The organism is Mitsuaria sp. CC2 (assembly GCF_048957715.1).
In the GTDB taxonomy this organism is placed as follows: domain Bacteria; phylum Pseudomonadota; class Gammaproteobacteria; order Burkholderiales; family Burkholderiaceae_C; genus Roseateles.
This window is the reverse complement of the sequence record NZ_JARVXN010000011.1, coordinates 157,391-182,040: the sequence shown is the minus strand read 5'-3', so window position 1 is coordinate 182,040 and position 24,650 is coordinate 157,391. Positions and strand designations below refer to the sequence as shown.

The 24,650-nt window shown below is 67.7% G+C and carries 22 protein-coding genes; 3 read left to right on the top strand and 19 right to left on the bottom strand.

Going from position 1 to position 24,650, the window contains the following annotated elements; all coding sequences use genetic code 11:
* Positions 1–72: 72 nt before the first annotated feature.
* From PV762_RS06725 to PV762_RS06640, 18 genes are all read right to left on the bottom strand, one after another.
* Positions 73–510: a hypothetical protein gene (locus tag PV762_RS06725; protein WP_421034253.1), complete on the bottom strand. Its 438-nt coding sequence runs from the start codon at positions 508–510 to the stop codon at positions 73–75.
* Positions 507–8,465 (bottom strand): Ig-like domain-containing protein, encoded by a 7,959-nt coding sequence (locus PV762_RS06720; RefSeq protein ID WP_421034252.1) that lies wholly within the window; start codon positions 8,463–8,465, stop codon positions 507–509. The genes PV762_RS06725 and PV762_RS06720 overlap by 4 nt, the downstream gene beginning before the upstream one ends.
* A 217-nt stretch (positions 8,466–8,682) precedes the next feature.
* Positions 8,683–9,651, bottom strand: coding sequence for a type III secretion system export apparatus subunit SctT (sctT, locus tag PV762_RS06715; RefSeq protein ID WP_421034251.1), 969 nt, complete (start codon positions 9,649–9,651; stop codon positions 8,683–8,685).
* On the bottom strand, positions 9,648–10,193 hold the full coding sequence (locus tag PV762_RS06710) for a hypothetical protein (RefSeq protein ID WP_421034250.1): 546 nt from the start codon (positions 10,191–10,193) through the stop codon (positions 9,648–9,650). Before PV762_RS06710 ends, sctT begins: the two co-directional genes overlap by 4 nt.
* 31 nt (positions 10,194–10,224) lie before the next feature.
* Positions 10,225–11,574 carry a type III secretion system ATPase SctN gene (sctN, locus tag PV762_RS06705; protein ID WP_421034249.1) on the bottom strand — a complete coding sequence of 450 codons (1,350 nt, stop codon included), beginning with the start codon at positions 11,572–11,574 and terminating at the stop codon, positions 10,225–10,227.
* A 72-nt stretch (positions 11,575–11,646) separates the two neighbouring features.
* On the bottom strand, positions 11,647–12,381 hold the full coding sequence (gene sctL / locus PV762_RS06700; protein ID WP_421034248.1) for a type III secretion system stator protein SctL: 735 nt from the start codon (positions 12,379–12,381) through the stop codon (positions 11,647–11,649).
* On the bottom strand, positions 12,375–13,034 hold the full coding sequence (locus PV762_RS06695; protein ID WP_421034247.1) for a type III secretion protein: 660 nt from the start codon (positions 13,032–13,034) through the stop codon (positions 12,375–12,377). The genes sctL and PV762_RS06695 overlap by 7 nt, the downstream gene beginning before the upstream one ends.
* Positions 13,031–13,909, bottom strand: coding sequence for a type III secretion system inner membrane ring lipoprotein SctJ (gene sctJ, locus PV762_RS06690; protein WP_421034246.1), 879 nt, complete (start codon positions 13,907–13,909; stop codon positions 13,031–13,033). The genes PV762_RS06695 and sctJ overlap by 4 nt, the downstream gene beginning before the upstream one ends.
* A 1-nt stretch (position 13,910) precedes the next feature.
* Complete coding sequence (locus PV762_RS06685) at positions 13,911–14,303, bottom strand: hypothetical protein (RefSeq protein WP_421034245.1); 393 nt, start codon at positions 14,301–14,303, stop codon at positions 13,911–13,913.
* Between the two features lie 9 nt (positions 14,304–14,312).
* Entirely contained in the window at positions 14,313–14,789 is a 477-nt protein-coding gene (locus PV762_RS06680) for an HrpB1 family type III secretion system apparatus protein (RefSeq protein ID WP_421034244.1), read from the bottom strand.
* 199 nt (positions 14,790–14,988) lie between these two features.
* The gene (locus tag PV762_RS06675; RefSeq protein ID WP_421034243.1) at positions 14,989–16,254 is read right to left on the bottom strand and encodes a hypothetical protein; all 1,266 of its coding nucleotides are present in this window, start codon (positions 16,252–16,254) and stop codon (positions 14,989–14,991) included.
* 55 nt (positions 16,255–16,309) lie between these two features.
* Complete coding sequence (locus PV762_RS06670; RefSeq protein ID WP_421034242.1) at positions 16,310–16,525, bottom strand: hypothetical protein; 216 nt, start codon at positions 16,523–16,525, stop codon at positions 16,310–16,312.
* A gap of 69 nt (positions 16,526–16,594) precedes the next feature.
* The gene (locus PV762_RS06665) at positions 16,595–16,795 is read right to left on the bottom strand and encodes a hypothetical protein (RefSeq protein ID WP_421034241.1); all 201 of its coding nucleotides are present in this window, start codon (positions 16,793–16,795) and stop codon (positions 16,595–16,597) included.
* A 100-nt stretch (positions 16,796–16,895) separates the two neighbouring features.
* Positions 16,896–17,342: a hypothetical protein gene (locus PV762_RS06660; protein ID WP_421034240.1), complete on the bottom strand. Its 447-nt coding sequence runs from the start codon at positions 17,340–17,342 to the stop codon at positions 16,896–16,898.
* An 18-nt stretch (positions 17,343–17,360) separates the two neighbouring features.
* On the bottom strand, positions 17,361–17,624 hold the full coding sequence (locus PV762_RS06655; protein WP_297524110.1) for a hypothetical protein: 264 nt from the start codon (positions 17,622–17,624) through the stop codon (positions 17,361–17,363).
* Positions 17,624–18,679: a hypothetical protein gene (locus tag PV762_RS06650; protein ID WP_421034239.1), complete on the bottom strand. Its 1,056-nt coding sequence runs from the start codon at positions 18,677–18,679 to the stop codon at positions 17,624–17,626. The genes PV762_RS06655 and PV762_RS06650 overlap by 1 nt, the downstream gene beginning before the upstream one ends.
* A gap of 57 nt (positions 18,680–18,736) precedes the next feature.
* Positions 18,737–20,833 (bottom strand): type III secretion system outer membrane ring subunit SctC, encoded by a 2,097-nt coding sequence (gene sctC, locus PV762_RS06645; protein WP_421034238.1) that lies wholly within the window; start codon positions 20,831–20,833, stop codon positions 18,737–18,739.
* Positions 20,834–20,854: 21 nt separating this feature from the next.
* Positions 20,855–21,046 carry a hypothetical protein gene (locus PV762_RS06640; RefSeq protein WP_421034237.1) on the bottom strand — a complete coding sequence of 64 codons (192 nt, stop codon included), beginning with the start codon at positions 21,044–21,046 and terminating at the stop codon, positions 20,855–20,857.
* 198 nt (positions 21,047–21,244) lie between these two features.
* On the opposite strand from PV762_RS06640, the gene PV762_RS06635 reads away from it, so the two are divergent.
* Both PV762_RS06635 and PV762_RS06630 read left to right on the top strand, forming a co-directional pair.
* Positions 21,245–22,072, top strand: a complete 828-nt coding sequence (locus PV762_RS06635) for a lytic transglycosylase domain-containing protein (protein WP_421034236.1) — start codon at positions 21,245–21,247, stop codon at positions 22,070–22,072.
* Positions 22,073–22,166: 94 nt separating this feature from the next.
* A complete protein-coding gene (locus PV762_RS06630; RefSeq protein WP_421034235.1) occupies positions 22,167–22,865 on the top strand; it encodes a response regulator transcription factor in 699 nt (232 codons plus the stop codon).
* Positions 22,866–22,871: 6 nt separating this feature from the next.
* Here PV762_RS06630 and PV762_RS06625 read toward each other — a convergent pair whose 3' ends face one another.
* On the bottom strand, positions 22,872–23,960 hold the full coding sequence (locus PV762_RS06625) for a hypothetical protein (protein WP_421034234.1): 1,089 nt from the start codon (positions 23,958–23,960) through the stop codon (positions 22,872–22,874).
* A gap of 70 nt (positions 23,961–24,030) precedes the next feature.
* Here PV762_RS06625 and PV762_RS06620 point away from each other — a divergent pair, with 70 nt between their 5' ends.
* Complete coding sequence (locus tag PV762_RS06620; RefSeq protein ID WP_421034233.1) at positions 24,031–24,501, top strand: hypothetical protein; 471 nt, start codon at positions 24,031–24,033, stop codon at positions 24,499–24,501.
* Positions 24,502–24,650 lie beyond the last annotated feature (149 nt).

Genomic DNA, 24,650 nt, shown 5'->3' with positions numbered 1-24,650 from the left:
GAGTCCAGCGCCGCAGCTTCTTCTCGCAGAACTCTTCAGCGATGACTTCTATGCGCGCCGCAATTTTCTGGGTCACTGTTCTGCAAATTTATCAATCCGCTCGATCAAAGAATTTACAAGTTGATCCAAGCCCGCTACACCGCCAAAAGAGCTCAATTCCCCCGGCACATCTTCGAGGCCTCGCGTGGAGGCCCTTCTTTGAGGCTTCAACTGATACTCAGAACCATCCCAAAGTATTTTCCAGCATTGCACCTTTTTTTCAAAAGTAGACCAAGTTTTTACTTTTGCATAAGGGAGCACCACCGGCTTCGGAAAATTATCCCTACTTGGCGTTTCGATAAGCGGATTGCCTCTTTGAATATTTGCCTTGAGTGCGCGAGCAATGTCCTCTAGCTTATCACTCCTGACCACAGACACAGGTTCCACCTCAATGAAGAAGCCTGCATCGGTTTTTGCCATGGTTGGCATTAATACCAACCCTTCCCTCAGATAGACGTTCCAAAGCATCATGGGATTATTACGGTCGAAAATTGAATACCCAACCGCTGCGCGCGCGCAGATGAATCAGCAATTGCCGCCTGTTGGGAAGCAGACCCTGCGTTCGGAATTGCAACTTGAAGCTGGCGTGCCGAAATTTGCGAGCCTTCCACGACGGAGCCCGCCCATGCTCGCCCTCTAAATGCCGCCAATGCATCAACGTATCGATCGAGGAGACGTCCTAAGGCGTTCGCATCCTGATACGTTTTCGCACCAAGGTCTACCGACTTTATGCTTGTCGCCATCCCGTTGGCAAAGCGATCAATTGTAGGGAAGTTTGATGGCAAGTTTGCGCCTAGCGACTGCTCAATAGCTCGACCTCGTGCTGCAGGCGAGAGACTCCAGACGCTGCCCAACGGCATCGTAACCTCGCTCAGAGGCGCTGTAGCCAAACCAAACAGCCAGGCCGAAGCCCTTCCGACGGCGGTTGAGAGCAAACTGCTTCCTGCGCCAAGAGCAACGGGCGCGGCGGCCGCTGTAGCACAAAGACCCTCACTCCCCACGCACGCCGACATTTCCGCGACTGCTCTATTGGGACTCGCTGCAAAAGCTGCCCGAACAATGTCGTTTTGCGACGCCTTATCCGTTATGACGACTCCATTTGGCGCAACAAACCCCTGTGTGCTCCCCGCTTTGATCTCAGGCGAACTCACTTGCATGGACGAGCAGTAAGCCCCGCCGAAAGCACATGGGCTGTTCAGCGTCACCTTCTGCTTATGTTCCTGCAATTTCGAGTCACCCGTCGGACTCAATCCAGTCGGATCGGTAAAAGCGAGCGCGTTGTTCAGCACATAGCTGTATCGATTAAGCGCTTGTCCATTCTGAGGATCCGGGACAGTGGGATCGGCACTCGTATGCCTACCCAAGATCGGGTCATATAGGCGCGCGTTCATGTGCACCAGACCCAACTGATCCAGGTGCTCGTGCCCCGTGTAGCCGCTGTTGTCCTGGTTGTTGGCGATCGTGCCGAGGCTGGCCCAGTTGTCGTCAACACCGTTGGTCTGGCGGCGACGTCCCCACGCGTCGTAGCTCATCCGCTGAAGGACATTGCCGCTGCCGTCCACCACCCCCAGCACCGAGCCCAGGTGATCCTTCAGATGCATGCGCACGACGCTTGTCCCCGCCGCTGTAAGGTCCGCCGAAGTGCCAGGCAGGCGCTCCTCGATGTACCCCAGACCCAACGGCAGTTGGGTTCTCACGGTCGTGACGTTTTGTGCCGCCTCGATCTGCTTTTCCTGTGCACCGGCGTAGTAGATCGTCGTGGTCGCCGCACCCGGCGCACCATCCGACATCGGCTGCACCATCTGCAGGCGACGCTCCTTGTCAGGCCCGTAGACGAAGGACGTCCGCTCGACCGATATTCCGCCGGACAGACGATCGATGGTCCGCGGGACGTCGCCGGCCATCCACGTGTAGCCGCGATTCAGTCCCTGAACAAGGTTGCCGTTGTCGTCGTAGCTGAACGTCGGGTTCTGAATGCCAGCCACCGTCCCCGCAATGCTCGTCACCGAATGCGGTCTCACGCTCCCCGCACCAGACGCCGGATAGCTATAAGTGCCCACGTTGCTCTTGGACGAAAGACTTCCGATCTCGTCGTATCGCGTGCTGCTCACGACGCTGTTGAGCGTCACATCCTCCAGTCGGTTGAGAGCGTCGTAGGTGAAGTTCTCCTGGAGCAGCGAGCCCGACTCCGTCATCTGCGCGCGATACCGCAGATTTCCGATCGTGTCGTAGAGGTAGACGTCGTTCTGATGGGTTGCGTTCGGCGCACCCAGCCGCGTGGGCGTGCCAGTGATGACACTGCTCAAGCGTCCCGTGAACGACGAGTAGCCGGTGTGCTGGATCAGCCCTCCCGAAAGGAACTCCTTCGTGTCGTTTCCTTCCGCATTCCGCGCCACCCCTTGCCATACCGTGGTGTTCAAGCCACCGCCGGCAACGCTCACGCTCGCTGCATAGCCCAGCTCGTTGTAGTGCAGGCCGATGGTGTTGGTCGCTCCACCCGTACCGCCTCGCGCCGAACGACGGTAGACCGTGCCGGCGGGTCGACCGAAGGTGTCATAGCGATAGACCTCCTGGTAGTCCCCGTCCAATTGGAAGGTCTGACTCTCCGGTCGGCCTTTCGCGTCGTACGTGAACACGTGTCGCGCGTCCTTCGTACTATTGGCCCAGTTGTACGCCTCGTCCAATTTCCCTACGCCATTGAGCGCGGTATCGAAGACCCAGCGACTGTCCTGATCCGGCGCAAGGCGCCTCGTGGTGCGATTCAAGTCGTCGAACTCGAACAGCGTTTTCTGACCCTTCGCATCCGTCTGCGAATAGGTCCGACCCAAAGGATCGACCTTGTAGTTCCAAGTTCCCAGATCGGGATCGCGCAGCACCGTCTTGCGCCCCAGCCGGTCGACCGTCACGTCGATCACATTCGACTTCGCGTCGGTCACCTTCAGGAGATGGCCGAAGCCGTCGTAGCCGTAACGCGTCGTCCGTCCCAGCGCATCGATGACGCGCGAAACCTTGCCCAACGCGTTCGCCACCCGCGTGGTCGATTGCTGCTTCGCGTCCGTCTGCTTGATTTCCAAACCGTTGTACGCATAAGTCGTGGTCGCCTCGACACCCTCGTCGTCAGGCGCCCGAAGCGCCTTCAGGCGGCCGATTGCATCGCGATCGCGATGTGTCCACACGGGCGATGCGCCCGCGTAGTACGGACGACTCAAGGACTGCAGATAGCCGTTGGTGTCGTAGCGGTTCTCCGTCAGCACCTCGGTGCCCGAGAAGCCCCAGCTCCGCGTCAGGACCTTGCGGTTCAACGCATCAAAGAGCTCCTCGACAGGCGCGGCCGTCTGCTGCGTGCCTGTCCATTGCTGCGTCACGATGGTCGAGATCGCGTTGTTCAGACAGCCCGCCACACAGGAGCGATAAGCCCACGACGTTGCCGTCCCATCGGGTCGCGACTCGCGCGTCTTTCGTCCCCAAGCGTCGTAGGACCACTGCGTCAGCTGTTGATTGACATCCGTGTGCAGCAACGGTTGTCCGTGTGCCGCGTCGAACACGCGGCGCTCCACGTGCGCCTTGGCGTTCGTCGCGACTTCAGGGAAGCGTCCCACGGCGTCGTACTCCGTCGCCTCGACGACGAGGGATCGATCTGTCGGCGTTCCCGGAACCCGCCAGGTAATCGTCTTGGACGTGACGCCGCCATGAATCGGATGTCGACCCAACTCAGTGATCACCCTCAGTTCGGGCGCATCCGGTTCCACTGTCTCGCGCCAGACACCGCCCAGTGCGTCGTACTCGCGCGCCGTGGTCCTGGTCACCGCCGCCACTCCCGGCGCCGTGGCCGTCGTCGCCTCCGTCCGCATCAGACCGATCAGCCAATCGGCCTCCAGCGTGTCGAACGTCCGCGTCGTCGACGTCACATAGCTCACGCCAGGTTCAAGCGCCGACGTCATCGTCTGGACTATCGACTTCACGTTACCAAACGCATCGATGCCGCCGTCTGGCACCTTCAACGTGTTCGCGAGCATCGCGGCGCCGTTGAGGTCCGTGGTCGCTTGCATGGTCGACCGCTGGAACACATGCTTCGTAGCGCCCCCCGCGGTGGTGGTCATTGACTCCCACTCGACGCTGCGCGACGACATCTCCACACCGTTGGTGTGCGTGATCGTTTCCGCAGTCACTTGACCGATGGTCGGGTAGTCCTGGCTGTAGACGCTTCGCGTCTTCAGCCCCTTCAGCGTGTCCGTCCGCTCCGTTGCCGCGAAGCCCAAGGAGCCTCGGCCGGTCAACTCGGTCCGCATGCCTTCATAGCGATAGGTCGTGACGTGAGAGCCGCCCTGGCCGTTGCCCACCTGGAGGCGGGTGACCACAGGCGCACCGCTCTGGACGTTGCGCTTCGGATACCCAGGATCGACCCCTTGCGCGTGCACGGTGGCATCGTTCAGCGCGCCGTAGCCGAACGTCGACGTCTGCCCCGCGCCGTTGGTCACCGAGGTCATCAGATCCGGCACAGGTGCCGCGCCCGCCAGATAGACGCCCCAGGTCTTCGCGTCCGGGTTGTACTGCGCGATGTCCATCCGGCCATCGCCGTTGAAGTCGCCATACACCGTGGTGGTGTGCTGCAGCGTGAACGCGCGGCTTTCGCAACGCAGTTGCCCACCGGCGATACGGCACAGGCGGCCATTTGCGCCGATGCCCAACAGCTCAGGTCGCCCGTCTCCGTCGATGTCCGCCACCGTGGAGAAGGCATGCTCATCGGGCGTCGCGCCGTTGGTGTAGTCTCGGCAGTCCGTTCCGCCAGCGCCGTTGCCATAGCAGACCTTGAGCACGGTCGCATTTTTCAACCCGCTGAGCGCGAAATCGGTGATGCCATCGCCGTTGAAGTCGCCCGTCATCGAGGCGCCCTGCCCGGCGAAGCCGGTATCCAGGCCAAGGTTGGCCACCGCGGTGCGGCATCCATCTCCGCTGGCGCTGCACATCTGGAAGCTGTTGTCCGGCGTCGTCTCCCACATGCGCGAGCAGTTGGGGTTGTAGACGGTCGCAGTCAGCGCATCTGTCTTGCCGTCGCCGTTGAAATCGCCCATGAAAGGACGCCAGCGCGTCAGGCTGATCGTGCAGCTGGCTTCAGTCGGCGCTTCGAAGTAGCGATACGCGTAGGGATCGAAGAACCCTCCCGCACCGCCCGTGTAGGTGCAAGTGAAATTCGTACCGTCCGACAGGCACGGTCCCGTGCTTCGCACGACGACGTCGTCCCGTCCGTCGCCGTTCGCGTCCGCCACCACGAAGTTGTTGGTGACGCCAAACTGCGGCACGTCAGGCGTGGGCGAAGACGGGAATCTCGTCGACGGCTGGCAGTTGAAGCCAGTTCCGGTCGATAGGCACAGCAGGGATCCCGCTGTGCCGCTCGACGGCTTCAACAGGTCGGTGCGACCGTCGCCATTGAAGTCGCCCGTGACCAACTGAGACATGAGCGCGTCTGGACCCGTCCACGTACTGCAAGAGAATGCGGCGCCCGTCGACAGGCACACCTGCCACGAGGTCCCACCCAGGTTCTGCAGCAAGTCGCTCTTGCCGTCGCCGTTCAAGTCGACGACGGACATCACCTCCAGCAGCTTGGGCAGCCCACGTTGAGCGGGGTTCCTGAACAATACCTCCGGTCCGCCGGCCCACGTACCGCCGCTGAACGTGTTGTCCGCCTCGCTGCGCTGCGAGTACTGGAAAGACGTGGCCGGCAGGCATTCGCCCGGTCCGCAATCGGAGACGGACTGCACGAGGCTGAGCCCGGTCGTCGTGCTGGTCGTGTACGCAATCGCCCAGCGCCGCGCCAGCGCGCCGCCGGAGCCATCGGCCGCGATGCCCGTCCACGTGGAAAGACCCGAGAGGCGCTTCGTGATGACCGTGCGGGCGCCCGCGAGATACGCGAACGACGGATCGGGACGCGCGGCGTCGTCGTACTCGAAGCGCAACGCCGCGTACGGTGCGAACGCCGTGCCGTTGCCGGTGTACCGGATCGCCTTGGGCAGATGCTCGCCGGTTCCACTGTCCTTGAAGTAGTCGTAGGCGATGTAGTTGCCGCGTCGGTCCTCTTCGCGGCTCAACGCCCAGAACAAGGCCTTGCCCGCGGATCCCGGCGTGTCGACGAACGAATCCGCCGTCGTTCCGAAGTACTGGATGTCCCCGGACTTCAACTCGACCTTCCACGAATCAGGTCCGCGGTCGGCGTCGCTGCCGTACGAGGTGATGCGAGAGAAGTGATCGATTTCGGTCCGATACGTCGCACTCGCGCCTTCCACGCCGCTGACCACGATCAGACGCTGACCGTCCAGGCAATAGCGGGTGTTCCTGTCGAACCGAGCGCGGTTGCGCTCGCCGTCCGTGGCGATGGTCGCCGCGCAGCGCGTGATGCGCGAGAGTCCGCTGACGTCCCAGCCCAGGCCGGAGAGGCCTTCCTTGGCCTGGCTGTCGTAATGCAGCGTCACGCTCGGCACCTGCCCCGCGGTCCCAGGAGGCAGCGCGATCGGCAGCTCGTAGGTTGCGGATCCCTTGGAGGACACCGAGGCCTGCCCCGCCGCCGTTCCCGTGATGCCGCCCGACAGGTTCGGCGGCACGATCGTCACCGCCACTGGATCGGTGTGCGACACGATGACCGCCACCGCCGCGGACGTGTTCTCGCGTCCATCCAGGTCGGTCGCCCGCGCGGCCAGCAAGTAGGTGCCGGCCGGGCGATTCGTCCATGAGAACTGATAAGGCGGCGTCGTCACCGTCGCGATGGTTTCAGCGCCTGACAGGAACTCCACCTTCTGGATGCCCGTGTCGTCCGTCGCCGTGGCGGCCAGCGTGATGGTGGCCGAAGGTCCCTGGTGAACAGCACCCGGTGCGGGCGCTGTGAGCGTGATATCCGGAGGCGCGTTCACCCGCACGGAGCTGTTTCCGGAGATCGTCGTTCCGCCATCGTTGTCCACGGCACGAACGGCCAGGACATGCGTGCCCACCCCGGGAGCCACCCAGTCCCAGACGAAGGGCGCAGCGGTGACCGTACCGGCGACCTGGCCGTCGACCAGGAACTCGACGCGCGCGATGCTGCCGTCCGTGTCGCCGACGGACGCGCTAAGACGCCACGGCGTCGGCGATGTGTGGTCGACCCTGACTGCCCCGTTGGCGGGAGACGCCAGGCTCGCGGACGGCAACGTGTTGACGCGCACGAAAACGCCCGCCGAATCGCGCACGCCGCCGTCGTTGTCCACGGCTCGAGCCACGATCGTGTACCCGCCCGCGCCGACGCTTGACCAGGTCATCGCGAACGGCGCGGAGGAGCTCGTACCGATGTGCGAGCCGTTGGCGTAGAACTCCACGCGCTGGACGCTCCCGTCGCCATCACTCGCTCCGGCCGAGATCGCGATCGAGGCCGTCGGACCTGCGAACACCTGGTTGTTGGCCGGGGACGCCACCGTGGCGGAAGGCAGCGCATTCACGCGGAAGACCATCGGCGCCGATGTCGTCATGCCTCCGTCGGTATCGACCGCACGTGCTACGACGCCGTGTGTACCGGACGGAATACCCGGCCACATGAATTCGTACGGCGCCGCAGTGGCTGTTGCGATGTGGGGACCTGCCGTGCTGTAGTACTCGACCCGCGCGATACCACTGGAATCGCTGTCGGAAGCCGCTGCGGCGAGCCGGACCGTCGCGCTCGGCCCTGCCAACACGGCACCATTGCCCGGTGAGGTCATGGATACGGCCGGTGGCGCGTTGACGCGCATTGTCATGGTGGGCGAATCCGACCAGGCACCGTCGTAATCGTGGGCCCTGGCCCTCAGGCGATGGACCCCGACGCCAACGTTGGGAATACCCAGCGTGAACGTCGACGGAGAGAACGACAGCGGGACGGCGCTGCCCGCCAGCACGTCGTTGAGATAAACGTCGATGCGCTGCACACCGGAGTCGTCCGCAATCGACCCGACGACGCCGACTTCGACCGGTCCCTGAGGATAGACCTGACCCTGGCTGGGCATGAGGATCCCCACACCGGGCGGTGCATTGACCCGGACCTGGACCGGCGCCGACATGGTGGTGCGACCACCAGCGTCGTAGACCTTGCCGCGGAAGGTGTACACCCCCGGCGCCAGACCGTTCTGCGCGAAAGTGGCGTCGGCCCGCTTCGTGTTGGGATAGAACTCCTGCATCGCGACAGGTACGTCGTTGCGGTGCAACTCGACCCGATAGATCAGTTGCAGGGTGTTCTGCGAGTCTTCCGATCCAATGACCCTGATCTGGAAATTCCCACCCGTGGGCACGACTGGCCCACCCGGTGCGGAGATGGTCGAGTAGGGCCAGGAGCAGATGGTCTCGCGCACATCCTTGTAGCAACCGGCCTGCGCTTCACCGAGTGCGCCGGCAAGCATGGCGCCGCCGACGAGACATTTCCACAACGCGGCCATGACACCGCGCGACCAGACGGCCGCCCTGACTCGAAGCATTCCCGATTCCTCCCTGCCAGCACGTGAGGGACACGATGCCGTGGTCGCGGGAGCACCTCGACAGTGGGGCTCTCCGCAAAGGCGCGGAGCATAGAACCGCCGCTTCAGCGGATCAGGGGGTAAAAACCATGATTCTGAAAAGAGACCATCGCCGTTCGGAAATGCCGAACCAACGAGATCAACGAGTGGGCGTCGATGCGCGATCAGATGTCGATCCGGACCCGGATCCGGATTCGGATTCGGCAGACGATGCGGGCGTCCCCGATGTCGGCGTACTCGCGCTGGCCGGCGCCGGAGAAGAAGCCGCCTCCGGCGCATGCTTCGCCACCTCCGCCGCCCTCGCCCACTTCGCCATCTCCGCCGACAGGTTCTGCATCGACAGCGCCGGCCGGACCTGGTCGAAGAACACCGCCACCAGCAGCGACAGCAGCGCGATCGCGACCGCGCCCTTCACCGGCTGCGCGAGGTTGTTGGGCTCGAGCTTCTCCGCCGTCTTCGACAGGATGCCGAAGCCCAGGTCGATCAGCATCAGCACCAGCAGCGCCGGCGCGGCAATCTTGATCATCAGTTCCAGGTAATGCCCCGTCTGCACGCGGACGAAGTCCTCCAGGATCGTCGACCACGCCGGCGACAGGCTGCCGATCGGCCACCAATGGAAGGAGTCGAACAGGATGCCCGTGAGCATCAGCATCCCGCCCAGCAGGTAGAAGCCGGTGATCGCCAGCTGCGACAGCAGGTTGCCGATCGGCGTGCTCTGCTCGCCGCTGAGCGGGTTGGTCTGCTGGACGTTGTTGTAGCCGGCCTGGTTGTCGATCAGCACGCCGACACCCTCCGCCACCCAGAACACCGTCGACGCGGCGAAACCCAGCACCACGCCGATCAGCGCCTCCTTCGCGATCGTGGCCACCAGCTGGACCATGTCCATGCCGTGCACCAGCCCCGCCGGCTGCCCCCATGCGATGAACAGCGCCAGACAGATGCACACGCCGTTGCGGATCGGCCCCTGCAGCACCTGGTCCGTCGTCGCCGGCAGCACCAGGAACACCGCGTAGACGCGCAGCAGGCACACCGCCAGCAGCATCACGCCGTCCTGCAGCGTCGAGCCGAAACCGATCACCCCGGCGAAGGTGTTGAACATCTCGTTCATGCGCCCGCCTCCGCGCCCAGCGCCGATCGATCCGCCCGCGCCGCCGCTTCGGTCGCGCGCCGCTGTGCGACACGGCGCGCGACCGCGGCCTCCTCGCTCTCTTCGTCCTGCGTGTCCTCGGCCTCCTGGTCGATCTCGACCAGGCGCTTGCGGCGTCGTTCCTCGAGCTGTTCGATCTGCTGCTCCGCGCGCTGCAGGACCTGCTTCGCGGCCAGCACACGAGCCTCGGCCTGCGCCACTTGCGTCGTCGCCGTCCGCACGCCCTCCTCCGCTTGACGGACCAGGTCTTGCAGGCCTTCGCGAACGTAGGTCAACGTCACCGCGTCTTGCGGGTTGAACGACTCAGACGTCGCGAGCGCCTCGATCTTGGCCGCGCAGGACTCCTCGTCCGCGACGCAGCCCTCGTGCCGCGCCACCGCGGCCTGATACGCGCCCACGGCCGCGTCGCGCTGCGCGGTCTCGGCCTTGACCTGCAGCTCCATCGGTTCGAGCCGACGGCGCTTGGCCCACAACAACAACTTGAGCGAGCGCAGGTCTTTCATCAATCGTTCAACCGTTCAACCGCTTAACCGCTTAGCCGTTCACCAGCGCCTGCAACTCGGCGACCGTCTGCTCGATCGGCCGGAGGTCCGAGGTCGCCTGGTTGAGGAACTCCCGGATCGCGCCGTGCTTGCGCACCGCCTCGTCGGCGAAGGCGTCGTTGCCGGGCTTGTACTCGCCCATCTGGATCAGCAGCTCCATCTCGTCGTACTTGGCCATCAGCTTGCGCAGCCCGCCGTTGGCGGCCTGGTGGTCCTTGGGCACGATCTGCGACATCACCCGGCTCAGGCTGCCCAGCACATCGATCGCCGGGTACTGGTTGCGCGCCGCGATCTTGCGCGACAGGATCAGGTGGCCGTCGAGGATGCCTCGCACCTCTTCGGCGATCGGGTCGCTGCCGCTGTCGTCCTCGGCCAGCACCGTGTACAGCGCGGTGATCGAGCCCTTCGCGCCCATGCCCGTGCGCTCCAGCAGCCGCGGGATCTCCGCGAAGACCGACGGCGGATAACCGCGCCGCGCCGGCGACTCGCCCGCCGCCAGGCCGATCTCGCGCTGCGCCCGGGCGAAGCGGGTCAGCGAGTCCATCATCAGCAGCACGCGCAGGCCGCGGTCGCGGAAGTACTCGGCGATGGCCGTCGCGACGTGCGCCGCCTTGGCGCGCTCGATCGAGGAGCGGTCCGAGGTCGCGCACACCACCACCGAGCGCGCCATCCCCTCCTTGCCCATGATGATCTCGATGAACTCGCGCACCTCGCGGCCGCGTTCGCCGATCAGCGCGATGACGCTGATGTCGCACTGCGTGCCGCGCGCGAGCATGCCCATCAAGGTGCTCTTGCCGACGCCCGCCGGCGCGAAGATGCCCATCCGCTGGCCTTCGCCCAGCGTGATCATCCCGTCGATGATCTTCACGCCGGTGGGCAGCGGGTGCTCGATCATCTCGCGGTCCATCGGGCTGGGCGGCATCGCGAAGACGGGCCGCCGCTCCTCGCAGACGATCGGCGGGCCGCCGTCCACCGGCTGTCCCAGGCTGTCGACCACGCGCCCCAGCAGTTCGTCGCCGACGGCGATGCTCTGGATCTCGCCCAGCCCCACCACCTGCGTCTGCCCCGCGGCCACGCCCAGGATGGAGCCGAACGGCGACAGGATGGTCTGGCCGTTGGAGAAGCCGATCACCTCCGCCACCTGCAGCAGCCCGCCGTTGGCGTCGAGCAGGTGGCACATCTCGCCGAGCTTGGCCGACAGGCCGCTCGCGCGCACCAGCGTGCCGATCACCTCGACGACCTTGCCGGTGCGGCTCAGCGTCTCGGCGCCGGCGAGCTCGAGCTCCATCCAGCGGCCGAGATCGTCCAGGTTCAGCGGTGCGAGGCGGTCGGGAGCGTTCATCGCGGAGGCAGTTTTCTGGGGATGAACTCGGTTGAGGGCTGAGGTCAGTTCGAAGTGGCGATCAGCGCGGGGTCAGCTCTCGGCGACCGCGCGCTTCACGGCGCGCGACATCGCGGACCGCAGCGCGTCGAGCTGCGTCTTCAGGCTCGCGTCGACGACGCCCATGTCGGATTCGAAGAGGCAGCTGCCGGCGGGCAGCGCCGGATCGACGATGACCTCGACGGAAAGTCCGGCCGATTGAAGTTCGGGCACCGCGGCGATGCCGTCGCGCGCGGCGTCGAAGTCGGCACTGCTGACCTTCAGCGTCAGCGCCGTCGCCGAACGCGACAGCGCCTGCACGCTGCGCAGCGCGCGCTGGTACAGCGCGGCGCGGCCCTCGGTCTGCACGATGCGCTCCACGGCGCTGGTGACAACTTCGGCCATGCGTTCATGCAGACCGCGCACGGCGTCGGCCTGGTCCACGGCGCGGCCGGCCTGGCGTTCGTGCCAGGCGAGCGCGGCTTGGCGTTCGCCCTCGGCGCGGCCGCTCTCGCACGCAGCGTCGATCTGTGTCTGAGCGTCCCGCAGCAGCGCCTCCGCCCGCGCCTGCGCGTCGGACAAGATGCGCTCCGCTTCCGTCTGCGCCTGCGCGATCAGCGCCTCGGCGCGCGCGGTCGCCGCCTGGCGGATCTCGTGGTCGTGCCTCAGCAGCGTCACCTCGCTCGCGCGGAGGATGCCGTACGGCGCGCCGGCAGCGGGCCCGTCGTCGTGCGCTCGGGGAGAAACCTGCGGCGACGGCTGCGTCGACGTCTTCCACCAGATCAGCATGGCCACTCCACTTCGGCTTCCGCGAGCGCCGCGATCGACACGGCCACGTTGCGTTCTGCCGCCACGGGCGCGGCGGCGAGGACGCCGTCCACGGCCGCGCGCGGCAACGACCAGCGCACCAGCTGCCGCACCGGCTCATCCTGCGTGGACAAGGCCGCGGACCAGTCCGCGAAACCGACGCACGCCCACTGCACCGGCGACCAGGCGGCCTGCTCGGCCTCGACCGGCCGGCCTCTTGCGCTCATGGCCACCAGGGGCGCGAAGTTGTCGGCGAGCGCGCGTTGCAGCGGCGCCCGGACCGATCGATCGATGCAGCAGCGCAGTACGCCCGGGCGTCGCGCCAGCGCCAGCGTGCACAGACGCTGCAGCAAGTCGCCGCGCGGCAGCAGTCCGAGCCGGGGCAAGGGATCGGCGAAGCGGCCCAATGCGGGCAGACCGCCGCTGGGCGCCATCCGGTCCCGCCACAGGCGCGGCCACAGCGCAGCGGCACTCTCGGGCGGCAGCGCATCGAGGAAGGACCACGGACCGAGCAGTTCGTCCTGCCAGCTCGCATCCAGGTCGTCCACGAGTCCGCGCAGCTTGCCGTCGAAACTGACGGCCCACGCCGCGAGCTGCTCAGGCGCGGCCGGCGTGGCGGACACAACCATGGTCATGCGCCGCCGACTTCGGCCGCGGGCACCGCAGCCCCAGCGCCGCCCGGCGACAGTCGACGCGCCAGACCCTGCGGCAGCAGTCCCGGCTTCTTCCACGCGATCACGCCGATCGCGCCGCCGACCAGCAGCAACATCGCCAGCAGTCCGCCGGCGACCCACGCCCAGGTGGCGTCCGCCACCGCATGGCGCGGCGAGGTCGGCAGCATCGCCCCCGGCACCAGCGTCACCGTGACGTTCTCGTAGGTCAGGCCTTCGACACTGCGCGCGACCATGCTCTTGATCGACGGCGCCAGCTGCGGCACGTCGATCTCCGGCCGGTACTTGACGAAGACCGACGCGCTCGACGGCTTCACCGTCGTGGCCATCGGGTCGTTGTTGGGCAGCACGATGTGGACCTTGGCCACGATGACGCCATCGATCTTGGACAGCGTGCTGGAGAGCTCCTGCGACACGCCGTGGATGAAGCGCACCCGCTCCTCCGTCGGCGTGGAGATCAGCCCTTCCTTCTTGAACATGTCGCCCAGCGACACGTACTTGTCCGACGGCAGGCCGTTGGCGCGCAGGATGTCCAGCGCGTTCACCACCTCCTGCTCGTCGACGGCGACGTTCCAGGTCTTGCCGCCGTCGCCGCTTTTCTTCTCCGCTTCCACGCCGCGCTGCAGCAGCGCGGCCACCATGTCGTTGGCCTCCGCCTCGGTGCGCTTGGTGTAGAGATCGGTCTTGCAGCCCGCCAGCAACGTGATCAGCAGGACCAGCACCAGCATGTAGAGCACATGACCCGAGGCCCAGGATCGGCCCGGCGTGCCGGACGCGCCGCCCCCGCCGGCAGGGCCGGCCGCGGCACCGCGTGGATCCGCAAGAGGATGGGCGCTCATGTCACTGGTTCTTCATCAGGGTCTGCAGGCCGTTCTTGCTGCTCTGCGCCACCGAGGTGCAGGCGGAGAACTGCAGCCCCTGCGTGGCCACCTGCAGGTTCAGCTCCATGGAGCGCGCGGTCAATTCCTGCAGGTTCATGTTGGGCGCGTCGGCGACGTAGCGCTGCATGTCGGCGGTGACCTGACGCGAGGCGTCGTCCAGCGTGTGCAGCGTCTTGGACATCGTCGAGTCCGTGTGGCCGACCGCGTTCGCATGCGCCGCCGACGGATCGGGCTGCGGCTCGCGCGCCATCAGCTGCTCGAATTTCTGCGTCTGCGCCTGCAGGTCCGGCGTCGGGGACGCGGCCTGGCGGATGACGTCGTGGGCGGAAATGGCTTGGATCGGATCGGTCATGGCTGCTCCTCAGGCCCGCATGTAGGCCATCTGCGAGAGGTCGATCGTCAGGGCGGGCGGCGTGGCCGCCTCGGACCCGCCGTCCGCGCCGGAGGACTCCGGGGCCTCGTCGTCCGGATGCAGCAGCGAGCGCACCATGTCCAGCGCCTCGGGGTTGGTGGACGTGTGCAGCACGTCTTCCGCGGTGGCGCGCCATCCCATGTCGCCGGTGGCGAACTGGCAATAGGCGAGGAAGGCCTTGGCCGTCGACCACTCCGGCGCCGTGGCGTCGAGGTTGCGCAGCGTGCGCATCGCGTCGGTCCAGTGGCCGCGTTTCATCGCGATCCAGGCTTCGAAGAAATCCAGCTGCGACACCTTGGGACGCAGCAGGCGCACGGCGCCCAGCAGGGTCTCGGCGTCGTCCAGCAGCTCGCGGTCCACCGCCAGGCTCACCAGGCCGACCAGGCCGGAAACGAAATCTTTGCGTTGCAACGAGGAATCGATCATGTCTGCTCCATGGCTGTGTCCGGCACGGCCGATCTCAGGAAGGCATTGGGGCTGCGAGTCGAAAGAGGCTCAGTGACCCATGGTTGACGAGGCCCCGATTGGGGATGCGGCGCTCGGCGCAGACCGGAGCCATAGCGGGGCTATGGCGAGGATCTGCAACGACGCGCCGCGCCCCAAGCGGGGCCTCGGCGGCCGTGGGTCAGCCTCGTGCCAGCGTCTTCTCAAGGTCAGCCATGCTGAACTTGTTGTCGCCTTGCTGGTCGAACTTGCCTTGGGAAGTCTGCAGCGCGACGTCCGTACCCTTGCTGAGCGCGGTGTCGTTGACGAACTTCTGGGCGGCCTGTTGCAGCTCGAACGACGGCAGGATGCCGTTGGGCATCTGCTTGCCTTGCGCGACGTCCTTCATCGTGTCCAGGTCGAAGGTCTTGCCGTCCTTGGACAGCGCGTCGAAGTTGTTCTTCAACGTCGAGATCGTCGAGTGCTGGTCCGAGTTCAGACCCTGCTTCTGGATGGACGCGGTCAGATCGCCGATGCCGATCTTGTCGTCGCCGCCCTTGTCCTTCAGGGCCAGGCCCATCTTGCCGAGGGCGTTGTCGCGGTCGGCCGTGTCCAGCTGACCCATCTTCTTCTCGCCGGCTTCGCTGCGCAGGAACTTCGCGGCCTGCTGGAACTCGGGCGTGAAGTCCTGTTGACGCATGCCCTTGGGGCAGATGCCGTTGGCGGCGTCGTCCAGTTCCTTGCCGCTGATCATCTTCATGCCGGAGTCCGACATGGCCTTGAACAGCGCGCGTTCCGCGCGATTGCCGTCCATCGGACCGGTCTCGCCCTGCGGGCTGATCGATCCGCCCAGCGGTGCGGCACCCCCCGCGCCGCCGGCGCCGGCGCCAGCCAGCGCACCGGCCGCGCCCAGGGCGCTGCTCAGCCCGCCGATGGCCTGGCTCAGGCCGCCCAGCAGCTGGTTGGCGCCGCCCATGGCGGACGGGTTGCCCAGGCCGCCCGCGGCCATGCCCAGACCGCCGGCCGCCTGACCGAGACCGCCGAGGGCCTGGTTCAGGCCGTTGAGGCCCTGCGTCAGACCGCCCAGCGCGCCCATGGCCGCGCCGAACGGGTTGGCCGCGCCGCCGCCCTGACCGCCCAGGGCGTTCAGCCCTTGCGTCAGGCCGCCGAGCGCCTGCCCGATGCCGCCCAGGCTCTGGCCGATGCCGCCCAGCGCCTGACCCAGTCCGCCCAGCGGCGAATTCGCCAGCTGGCCCATCTGGCCGATGGCCTGGCCGATGCTCTGACCCGCGCCGCTCATCGCGGCCTGGATCGGGTTCTGCATCAGCTGTTCCAGCGGCCGCAGCAGCTGGGTCAGGCCTTGCAATCCCTGTTGCAGTCCCTGCAGCGCCTGCTGGATGCCGGCCAGGGGACTCTGCGCCCCTTGCAGCATGTTCAGCGGCGATTGCATCAATTGTTGAATGCTCATGTATGTCGCTCCGACAGAGGTTGGATGCGGTGACGCGTCGTGCGCGCAGCGCGGGTCACACCAGTCCCTTGACGCTGTCGCCGCCGGCCTTGAACTTCTTGCCCAGCGCTTCCGACATGGCGGCCTGCTGGCTCATGCGGCCCATCTCCAGGTTGTTGGCGATGGTCTGCTTGCTCTGGGCCTTCAGCTCGGCCATGAACATCTGCGACGACGCGGAGGCCTCGGCCGACTGGGCCTGAGCCATGGGCGCTCCCGGAAAGGTTGCGGACATGGGGTTCTCCTTGCGGGGCACGGAGCGGCCGCGACGGCCCCGCGAAGGTCCCTCGCGGCCGCCGCGGCGTCAGACCAGGCCTTTGACGCTGTCGCCGGAAGCCTTGAACTTCTTGCCCAGCGCTTCCGACATGGAAGCCTGCTGGCTCATACGACCCATTTCCAGGTTGTTGCGCATCTGCTCGGCGTTCTGCGAGCGCATTTCGCCCATCATCTGCTGCATGTCGGCGGAAGCACCTGCACCTTGTGCGCTAGCGTTGTTGACAGCCATGGTTCTCTCCTGATGACCGGAAGTTCAATTCCGGAATTGAAGGTGCGCGAGGCACCGGATAACCGTGGGACGAGTCCTTCGTCCCATCGGATGGGGGGAATTACTGCAAGGTCGCGGCGTACTCGAGCACGCCGTTCGCGGCCTGGCGCACGTTGTGGTCGGCACTGGTGGCCAGCACCTCGTCGAGCACGCCCTTCCAGCGCGCGTCGCGCGCCAGCAGGAAGGCCGTGGCCAGCGCCACCTTCGCGCCCTCGTCCTGCGGGTGGTCCTCGACGTGCTGCACCAGCGTGGCCGAGGCGTACTCCGCGTCGCCGCCGATGCTGTGCGCGATGGCGCGGCAGATGCGGAACGGCGACGGATCGGCCATCGTCAGCTCCACCGCCGCGCTCACCACCGCGGCGTCGTCGCGGGAGCGGTACACCGCGCCCAGCAGACCCACCGCCATGAGGTTGCGATACACCAGCGGATAGGTGGCCGTCGCGTCGGTCACGCCGACGGCGCCGGCGGCAGCCGAGAAGGTCGAGGCATCAAGGGGCAACGCGGACATCGAGGGCTCCTTGTGCGCTCAGGCGGGCAGCGACGCGGTGTGGATGGTTTCCCACACGTGCCGCACGATGCGCTGCGAGGCGCGGAAGCCCTCGATCAGTTGCGAGCTCAGCTGGCGCTCGGCGTCGGCCAGCGGCGTCTGCAGGTGGGCCTCGGTGCTCTGCGCGACCTGGTCGAAGTAGCTCAGCATCGCGCGGGTACGCTCACCGCTGAGGTCGTCGGTCAGGGTCTTCTCGATGTGCGCGAGATCCGCGAACACGGTCTGTTCCAGGGGGTTGTCCATCACGGTTCTCCGGTGGGGGATGAGGAAGACGGATCCCCGGCGGCGACGGTCTCGTCATCCACGGGAGTCCGGAGCGAAAGGTGCTTGGTGCCGTCGGCCGTCTGCACGTACTGCAGGCCGTCGCCGGCCAGCATGGAGCCGACGCGCACGCGCGCCGTCGGCGAGGTCTGCTCGACCGCCACGTCCACGCGGCGGACCAGCGGGCCGATGTCGTCGGCGATGCGGCGGACCTCGTCCTGCAACTGGGCGGGGTCGGCCGCCTGGCCTTCGACGGCGAAGACGCCCTGGCCGCGGTGGACGACGCGCACGCCGGGCCGGTTCAGCGCGTCGCCGATCTGGCGCACGATGTCCGCGGCGGAGGCATAGCGGTGCAGCAGCTGGCCTTCGCCGAAGGGCTGCAGCGCGGCGCGGGCGCGGGCCATCTCCGCGCCGCCGGGCAGCAGGCCCTCGACGACAAGCCGGCGGTCGACGCGGCGCACGACGAGGCCGTCGATGCCGGCCTGCTGCAGGGCGCGCGTCACCTGTTCCATCGGGCTGACCGGCGGCGCGGTCGAGGCGGCGGTCTGCGTGCTGAGCACCGAGGCCAGCGCCGCGATCAGCGCCGCGGCGGCGACCAGCGCGCTCAGCTTCAGGCCCATCGCCGCCCTGCCGCGCGGGGCAACGACCTCCGCGCCGGCGCCGGCCGCCGCGGCCACGGTCGCCTTGAGCTTGGCGACGGGTCGCATCAACGCGTCCATCAGCGACAGGTCGCTGGGCCACGCGGCCGCGCCGGGGAAGGCGTCGGGACCGGCGCACAGCACGATGTCGCCGAAGCGCCGGGGCAGGAAGTCCTCCATCGGCCCCAGCGCTTGCGCGGGCGTTCCGTCTTCGGCGATGAGGTGGAGCGTGGGAGACACGTCGGAGCCTTCTTCCTGGAACGTCAGGATCAGCGGGGCGTGGGCCCAGTCGCTGATCTGGAGATCGGCGTCCTCATCGCTGGCGATGCGGTACTGCCGACGGGTCAACCGTAGCTGGACCCCGGCATGCAAGCCTGTGAGGATGCGAAGCTGCTTCATGGTTTGCGAATCCCGAACTTCTTGTCGCTTCGTGGTGGATCGGAGGGGCGTCGCGGCTCAGCCGCCGCTGCCGCCCTGCAGGAAGGAATCGGGCGCCGACGACGGCGTTCGGGACGTCGACGACGGACCGTTCAACTGGGATTGCGACGGCGCCTGCGGCGGCACTGCCGATCCCGACGGCGATTGCGGCGCGCGACCGTCCGCCGTCATCGCCATGGCGCCGGTCGTCGCGGCGCCGTACGGCCCCGACGGAAAGGTCGGCTCGCGGATGATCCGCGGCGAGATCAGGAACAGACGCTCGGTCTGCCCGTTGCTCTCGCTGGTGTGGCGGAACAGCCCGCCGACCAGCGGCACGCGGCCCAGCACGGGCACCTCGTCGCGCTGCGAGGCCTGGCTGGTCGTGGTGATGCCGCCGATGAGCAGGCTCTCGCCCTCGCCCACGTGGGCCTCGGTCATGATCTCGGTGCGCTTGACGATGGGCACGCTGTCGACGCGCTGGTCCTCGAAGCTGCCGTCCTCGATGTAGAGCGACAGCTTGATGCGGCGCGAGACGCCGCCGTTGTCGGGCACCGAGGTGATCTGCGGCGTGACCTGCAGCAGCGTGCCGGCCTCGACCTGGAAGAGGTTGGCCTCGAGGTTGCCGGCGACCTTGACGGTGACGACGCGCTTCTCGCGCATGACCGCGGGGCGGTTGGCCACGCCGAGGACCTTGGGTTTGGCGATGACGCGCGCCTTGCCGCGCGCGCTGAGCGCGTCGATGCGCGCCATCAGCTCGCGGCCGGCGTTGGACCACAGCGTGCTCAGCGTGAAGGTGCCGGCGTTGTTGGCGGTGGACGGCTGCGTGACGCCGAAGCTGCCCTTGCTGCCGCGCACGCTCCAGTCGATGCCCAGCGAGTCGATGCTGTCGCTGCTGACGTCGATGATGGTGGCCTCGAGCTCGACCAGCACCGGCTGAACGTCCAGGCGGCGGATCAGCTCGACGTATTCGTCCATGCGCTGGGGACGGCCGTGGATGATGACGGTGTTGGTGCCTTCGTCGGCCTGGAACATCGGTGGCGCGTCGTCGTCGACGGGGCTCTGCAGGCCGCGCGCGCTGCCTTGCGAGGCCGCGCCGGCGCCCGACTTGGCCGACTGTCCCGCCGTGACCTGGTTGGGCTTGCGCGCCATGATGTCGGCAAGCCGCGAGTCGCGGCCCATCACGCCCTGCAGCGCGGTGAGCTTGCCCGGATGGACCTCGGCCATCGACGGCGTGTCCTCGTCGCCCTGCGCACCGCTGCCGCCGCCGCTGGTGCCGCCGCTGTAGAGCGACGTCAGCACCGAGGCCACGCCGCGGATGCGCGTCTGGCCGAACGTGCGGTCGCCGGCGGAGGCGAAGCGCAGCGGCACGACGCGCACCGCCTTGCGGTTGCGCTCCATCGCGCCCACGTCCAGCGACTCGACCGCCGCGGCGATCAGCTCGACGTGGCGCGGCGGTCCGTAGACCAGCAGTGTGCTTTCGGCCGCGTTGAAGCGCAGCGGGAAGCGCGCGTCGCCGAGCTGCAGCGAATCCAGCAGGTCCGTGACCTGTTCGCGGCGGAAGCCCTTGAGCCGGAAGAGCCGGCTCTGCACGGCGCCCGCCGGATAGAAATACAGTGCGGTGCCGTCGTGGTACCAGATGACACCGTAGGCCCGGTTCATCGAGTCGAGGAACTTGTCGGGCGTGGTGTCGAAGTTGGCCTGCACCATGCCGTCGATGCCGTCGGCGAGCACGGCCGGCAGGCCCTGGCTCGCGGCGAAGTCGAGCAGCACCTCGTTCACGCGCTTGCCTTCGGCCTTGTAGACGAAGCGCGGGCTGCGCCATTGGCGCGAGACGTTCTTCGTGGCCACCCGGTCCGATCGGACGGACTTCGCCGCGGGCGTCGAGGAGGTCGGTGCCGATGTCGTCTGCGTGAGGGTCGGTGTGACCGTCTTCGTGGGCGGCGGCGACGCCAGGGGCACCGCGATCGGGCTCGCTCCCGGTGCAGCCGCCGCGCTGGCGCCGGAGGTCGACGTCGGCGGCGCCGACTCGCCGACACGCGCCGCCCAGCTGAGCGGCGCCGCGGCGCAGAGCACCAGCGCGACCGGCAGACGGCCCATCCGCATCGCGCGGCCCGGAGAACGAAGACGTCGGGTCATGAGGATCACGATGCGGCGCGCTTATTCCTCGTCCTGCATGGACGCCTTGATCTGGTCCGACACCTTGGTCATGGACTTGCTCAAGGCCTGCTGGCCCTGCTGGATGCCCATCATCATCCGCTGGGCCATCATCGATTCCATCTGCTGCATGTCGGTGGGTCCGGCGGCGGCGGCCGGCGTGGACGGGACATTGGCGGCGATCGGTGCGGTCATGGCGCTCTCCGTTGATGCGATGGAGCGGAACATAGGGACCGGCCGCCCGGCAGCATCGGGACCATGCGAAGGCGCTGCGTGGGATGCGAAGGGGCCGTCGCGCGTTCGGCCCGTCGTCGTGCCCTTCGCATCGCGGGAAACCGCCCGCCTCCTCACGGCCTAGCGTCGCGCCCTTCGCAGTCTTCGATGGAGCGCCACATGAACGATCGTTCGTTCGTTTCCTTCCTCCGCCTGGCCGCGGTGACGACGCTCGTCGCAAACGCGGCGGGCGCGACGGCGCAATCCATCGGTGCCACCAGCGTGGCGAGCGCCGCGAGTTTCAGTGCCGCCAACGATCGCCCCGCCGAGCAGGTGACCCGCTACCGCTGCACGCTCATCGACGGCAGCACCCGGCTGCTCATCGAAGATCCCCGCGAGCGCCATCCCGGCCTGGCCGAAGACTGCACGATCGTGCGCGTCGCCGTGGCGCCGCTGCGCCCGGGCGCGACCGACGACACGCCCCCCTGGGTCGGGTTTGCCGCCCGGCTCATCCAGGGTCCTCAACAAGACGCGCGGGGCGCGGGCGGTCCGCTGCCCGATCTGACGTCCTTCCTGCGCGACGCCGCACGGCCGATGCCGGCCGGGATGGCCTCGCTGGTGCGCGCGGCCAGCGACCGCCACCGCCTCGACCCGGCACTGGTGTCGGCGCTGATCTTCGTGGAGTCGCGCTACCGCGCCGACGCCCGTTCGCCCAAGGGCGCGATGGGCCTGATGCAGCTGATGCCCGCGACTGCGGCGCGTTACGGCGTGTACACGCGCGCCGACCTGCTGGACCCGCGCGTGAACGTCGACATCGGCGTGCGCCACCTGCGCGCGCTGCACGACCGCTACGACGGTCGCGTGGACCTGATCCTGGCCGCCTACAACGCGGGCGAAGGCGCCGTCGAGCGCTTCGGCCAGCGCGTGCCGCCCTTCCCCGAGACCGAAGATTACGTGCGTCGGATCACGACCTTGGTTGGCGTGCCTGAAACCGCTTTCACCCCCTGAACGAGGGGGCATAAATGAAAATGAATGTTCCGTAAAGGACATGAAACGCCGGCGTTGGCGACAGTGTGGTCGTCCCCCGGTTTTCAAGGTCCACGTGAAAGTCGCCACCCTCTGCCCCTCCCGCTCGCTGGAACATTTCGCCGCCGCCGCGCTGCGCGATGCCGGCTACGACCCCACCCCCCACACGCACCTGAGCAGCCTGATCGCCACGTTGCGGACACCGGGCGCCGACGCGGTGCTGCTGGAGGACCACGACGCGCACATCGACGGCTGGCTGGCCGCGCTGCGACTGCATGCGGGACGTCACGTGCCGATCGTGGTGCTGGGCCTGGGCGATTCGGTGGGGATCTCGCGCGCGCTGCAGGGCGGCGCGGATGACTATGCGGTGATCGCGGACGGCGCGGGGCCCTTGATCCATCGGCTGCGCGCGCGCATCCAGACGCGCACCGAGGGCGTGCGCGCCACATCGCTGCGCGCGGGACCGTATGCGCTGAACGCGTCGACGCAGAGCCTGTCGACCGGCGCGCGCGAAGTCAGCCTGACGGCGCGGGAGTTCGCGCTGGCCTGGACGCTGTTCGAGAACCTCGGTCGTGTGGTCAGCATGCAGACACTGTCGACCGAGATCTGGGGCCGCTCCAGCGACATCGGCAAGCGCACGCTGGAGCAGCATGTGTACAAGCTGCGGCTCAAGCTGAACCCGGGCGGCCCGCGCTCCCGCGCCCGCACGATGGACGGTACGCCGGTACCGCGCATCCAGACGGTCTACGGCGTGGGGTATCGACTCGACGTCTGAAGACGTTCAGGGCTGCGCGCCTCGCGCCGCGGCGCGCTGCGAGGCATTGCGGCTGCGCACGGTGTCGTTGAGCTGATACGACGCGACGGTCAGCGCGAGCAGCGCGCCGCCTACCAGCCCCGCGACCGCCGCATGCACGCCGGCTTGCGCCGCCTGGCGCTCAGGGGCACTGACGCCGGGCTGGCTCAGCGTCGACTGCAAGGCCTGCACCACGCCGAGCGCAATGAGACCCGGCACCATCGTGTTGAAGATGCGCGTGTCGGCGCGTTCGGCCTGCCGGCCGAGTTCGTTGCGGGTGAACGGGTTGCGCAGATCGATGTGGATGTGACGCACGTGCGATTCGCTCCCAGCGGCGCCCGCCGTCGTCTGGCGCATGCGCAGCGCGGACGCCGTGTCGACCAGGTGATCCTCCACCGACGAGGTCAGCATGTTGCCCGCGCCCGCGATGGCCCCCGCCCGGACGGCCAGACCGCGCGCGGCCTGCCAGGCCGGCTGCCCGCCGAGCTGCTGCTGCATCAGCAACTGCGTCCCCAGGTCGATCGCGGCCGCGGCGGCGCCGAAAGTCCCGCGCATCCCCCAGGTCACATCGGCCTGGCGCAGGTTGCGGCCCTCCGGCGGCTGAGCCACGTTGCGGTCGCCGTTGCCGACGTGCACGGTGTTGATGGCGGGACGCAGCGCCTCGCGGAACTGCGCCTGCAGATGCGCGATCACCTGGATCGCCGCCGCGGCCTGGGCCACGCCGGTCAATGCCGGGTTGCTGCGCGCGGCGATCGTCAGCGCCAGCGCGGCGAAGTCGCCGCCCGCGATGCCGGCCGACTGCACACCCTGCCAGACGCGACGCGGCAGGCTGTTGTCGCGCTGCGCCGCGTCGCCCGAGAACGCCTGGTTGGCGACCTGCGCGCTGCTCTCGCTGTGGATCTGCGACACGATGCGCCGCCCCAGCGAGTAGGCCGTCAACGCGGTCTGCGCCGCCAGCGCGGCATCCGGATGCGAGGCCACCGCCCGCGCGAGTTCGGGCGCGATGACGCCCTGCACCACCGTCCGCACGCCCGCCACGGGTAGCGCGTGGCGCACGTTCTGCATGAGGAAGAACATGCCCGCGCCCGCTTCGCGCGGGGCATGACCGTGATCGGTCGTCGTCGCCGCAGGTGTGGTCGCTGCGGGTGTGATCGCTGCGGGTGTGATCGCTGCGGGTGTGATCGCTGCGGGTGTGATCGCTGCGGGTGTGATCGCTGCGGGTGGTGTCAGCGCGGTCGTGGCCGGCGCGATCGTCGTCGGCGTGGGAGACGAGCTGCGTGTCGACGGCACCGTCGGCGGCGCGCCGTCCTCTTGGGGCGAGGCCGACCGACGGAGCTGTTCGAGGGAGCGCCGCGGCGCGCGCGCCGAGTCGGGTCCGCGCGAAGGGCCGGCGCTCGAATCGGCGGGGCGCCGTGCGCTCAAGCCGCCGAGCTCCGTCGACAGCCGCCGCGGCGGCGTCGCCCCGCCCGTGGTCGACGCCGGCGAGCCGGGCGTTGCCGGGGACGTGGGTGTCGGCGCGCGATCGAGCCGATCGAGTGCAATCGCGCCGGTGTTGGTCGTCAGCGGCGGCAAGCCGGCCGGCGGCGTGGTGATGGTCATGGGAGCGGTCCTGCAATGAGCAGCAGCCACTCTCGACAGCCCGCGTGACCCTCGCGTGACGCCCGGGCCGGTACGGGCATGGTCCCCGCGCGATCGCTTCGCGCGGCAAGGAGCCGCTTCGCTCCTCAGTGGCCCTCGCACGGGCCGAGCGCCGGGCCGCCCGTCGTC

Coding starts and splice junctions, on each gene's coding strand:
- PV762_RS06725 (WP_421034253.1), bottom strand. CDS start 510: ATGATGCTTTGGAACGTCTATCTGAGGGAAGGGTTGGTATTAATGCCA.
- PV762_RS06720 (WP_421034252.1), bottom strand. CDS start 8,465: ATGGCCGCGTTGTGGAAATGTCTCGTCGGCGGCGCCATGCTTGCCGGC.
- sctT (WP_421034251.1), bottom strand. CDS start 9,651: ATGAACGAGATGTTCAACACCTTCGCCGGGGTGATCGGTTTCGGCTCG.
- PV762_RS06710 (WP_421034250.1), bottom strand. CDS start 10,193: ATGAAAGACCTGCGCTCGCTCAAGTTGTTGTTGTGGGCCAAGCGCCGT.
- sctN (WP_421034249.1), bottom strand. CDS start 11,574: ATGAACGCTCCCGACCGCCTCGCACCGCTGAACCTGGACGATCTCGGC.
- sctL (WP_421034248.1), bottom strand. CDS start 12,381: ATGCTGATCTGGTGGAAGACGTCGACGCAGCCGTCGCCGCAGGTTTCT.
- PV762_RS06695 (WP_421034247.1), bottom strand. CDS start 13,034: ATGACCATGGTTGTGTCCGCCACGCCGGCCGCGCCTGAGCAGCTCGCG.
- sctJ (WP_421034246.1), bottom strand. CDS start 13,909: ATGAGCGCCCATCCTCTTGCGGATCCACGCGGTGCCGCGGCCGGCCCT.
- PV762_RS06685 (WP_421034245.1), bottom strand. CDS start 14,303: ATGACCGATCCGATCCAAGCCATTTCCGCCCACGACGTCATCCGCCAG.
- PV762_RS06680 (WP_421034244.1), bottom strand. CDS start 14,789: ATGATCGATTCCTCGTTGCAACGCAAAGATTTCGTTTCCGGCCTGGTC.
- PV762_RS06675 (WP_421034243.1), bottom strand. CDS start 16,254: ATGAGCATTCAACAATTGATGCAATCGCCGCTGAACATGCTGCAAGGG.
- PV762_RS06670 (WP_421034242.1), bottom strand. CDS start 16,525: ATGTCCGCAACCTTTCCGGGAGCGCCCATGGCTCAGGCCCAGTCGGCC.
- PV762_RS06665 (WP_421034241.1), bottom strand. CDS start 16,795: ATGGCTGTCAACAACGCTAGCGCACAAGGTGCAGGTGCTTCCGCCGAC.
- PV762_RS06660 (WP_421034240.1), bottom strand. CDS start 17,342: ATGTCCGCGTTGCCCCTTGATGCCTCGACCTTCTCGGCTGCCGCCGGC.
- PV762_RS06655 (WP_297524110.1), bottom strand. CDS start 17,624: ATGGACAACCCCCTGGAACAGACCGTGTTCGCGGATCTCGCGCACATC.
- PV762_RS06650 (WP_421034239.1), bottom strand. CDS start 18,679: ATGAAGCAGCTTCGCATCCTCACAGGCTTGCATGCCGGGGTCCAGCTA.
- sctC (WP_421034238.1), bottom strand. CDS start 20,833: ATGACCCGACGTCTTCGTTCTCCGGGCCGCGCGATGCGGATGGGCCGT.
- PV762_RS06640 (WP_421034237.1), bottom strand. CDS start 21,046: ATGACCGCACCGATCGCCGCCAATGTCCCGTCCACGCCGGCCGCCGCC.
- PV762_RS06635 (WP_421034236.1), top strand. CDS start 21,245: ATGAACGATCGTTCGTTCGTTTCCTTCCTCCGCCTGGCCGCGGTGACG.
- PV762_RS06625 (WP_421034234.1), bottom strand. CDS start 23,960: ATGTTCTTCCTCATGCAGAACGTGCGCCACGCGCTACCCGTGGCGGGC.